A 1321-nucleotide genomic window follows, 5' to 3' on the forward strand; every position below is an offset into this window, starting at 1 on the left:
GGGGGCCGGCCGCCTCGAGTTCGGGACCGGCCACCCGTACACCGCGCAAGTCGCGCTAACCCTTCGGCAACTCGACCTCCGCGATGACTCCCGCGACAACATGACGCTGGCGGGCGCGGCCGGGTTCGCCGGGTTCACCGCCGACTGCCCGGGCCGGGTCGGAAATGCGGCCGGGAAATTAGGGTGTAACCCGTCCCCCCTGCTCCGCGTATTTATGGAGGCTCAACAATACCTCGCCGAAGTCGCGGGCGGCTCCTGACGCGTGGCGGTCACGCGTCGCAGGCAGGCCAACGGCTTGGGCGGGCGGGTTGCAAGGCCGAATTGTCGCGGCTCGGTCAAAATTGTCACGGCCCGGCCAACCCGGACAGCAGCGGTCTGTCCGTCTCATCATCTGCGTGGGGTGTTCGCCGGCCCACGCCGAATTGACAAACCCCCGGCGACAGGAGCAATGAAATGGGTACGACTCCCCAGCAGCCCCCGCCCCCGAAAACCAAGCAGGTGAACAAGCACGTGTCGACGGTGGTCGACGTCGCGAACATCACGTGGAAACTTCTCCGGGCCACCGGACAGATTGAGTTTTCGGTGGCGTCGCGGGATCCCATGACGGGCAAGCCCAAGCACAGCATCACGCACACGGTGAGCCTGACGCAAGACGAACAAAACCACCTTGACAAAGGCGGCAAGATCGTCCTGGTTCACCTGTGCGGGTGGCAGCCCCACATCAGAATCTGAGCGTGCGTTGGGGCGGGCCGCAGTGTCGGACGCCCTGATGGAATCGCAGGACGATTGTTTGCTTGGGCGCCGAAACCGGCGACCCAGGGCTAATGTCTGCGATCCCTCCAGGATCAAGACAAAAACGCGCCGGCCTTGAGAGGGTTCGGCAAAGCCCGAAAAATTTGCCACGCCCGCCTTTCCAAGAGCCAATAATTTTTTGTTGCGCCGCCGCGCGAATATACTCTTCTCGAACTCGCCGCTCGACAGCGGCAACTCAATGAAGAAAATCAGCGCGGAGTTGTTACCAAATTGACCGGCGTGCGTTAGCATGGTGAGGCGACCCGAACGGTTCGGCCGCCGTCAGGAGTAATTCCCGTGTCAGAACCACTCGAAACCCCCGGCCGGCCGCTGCCGTTCGACCTGCCGCCCGACCCGTGCGAATTCGAACGCGAGGCGCGACCCTACCTTTGCCAGTTGCGACAAAAGTTCGGCCCTGGTGTGAACGCGACGTCGGCGCTACAGGACGTGATGTTGCGCGCCCTGAAACGCCAAGGCGACAGCCCCCCGCCGGGCCCGCCCGCCCCGGGTCGGCGCAGCCTGTGGCCGG

At 64.3% G+C, this 1321-nt stretch carries 3 protein-coding genes; all 3 read left to right on the forward strand.

The window, feature by feature from the left end:
* A partial coding sequence (locus BGIM_RS47900) for a hypothetical protein (protein WP_040887422.1) occupies positions 1-259 on the forward strand: 259 nt, incomplete at its 5' end.
* Positions 260-453: 194 nt separating this feature from the next.
* A complete protein-coding gene (locus tag BGIM_RS0100580) occupies positions 454-732 on the forward strand; it encodes a hypothetical protein (RefSeq protein ID WP_029629610.1) in 279 nt (92 codons plus the stop codon).
* Positions 733-1089: 357 nt separating this feature from the next.
* A partial coding sequence (locus tag BGIM_RS66845; protein WP_238537499.1) for a hypothetical protein occupies positions 1090-1321 on the forward strand: 232 nt, incomplete at its 3' end.

The sequence above is a fragment of the Zavarzinella formosa DSM 19928 genome, assembly GCF_000255705.1.
In the GTDB taxonomy this organism is placed as follows: Bacteria; Planctomycetota; Planctomycetia; order Gemmatales; family Gemmataceae; genus Zavarzinella; species Zavarzinella formosa.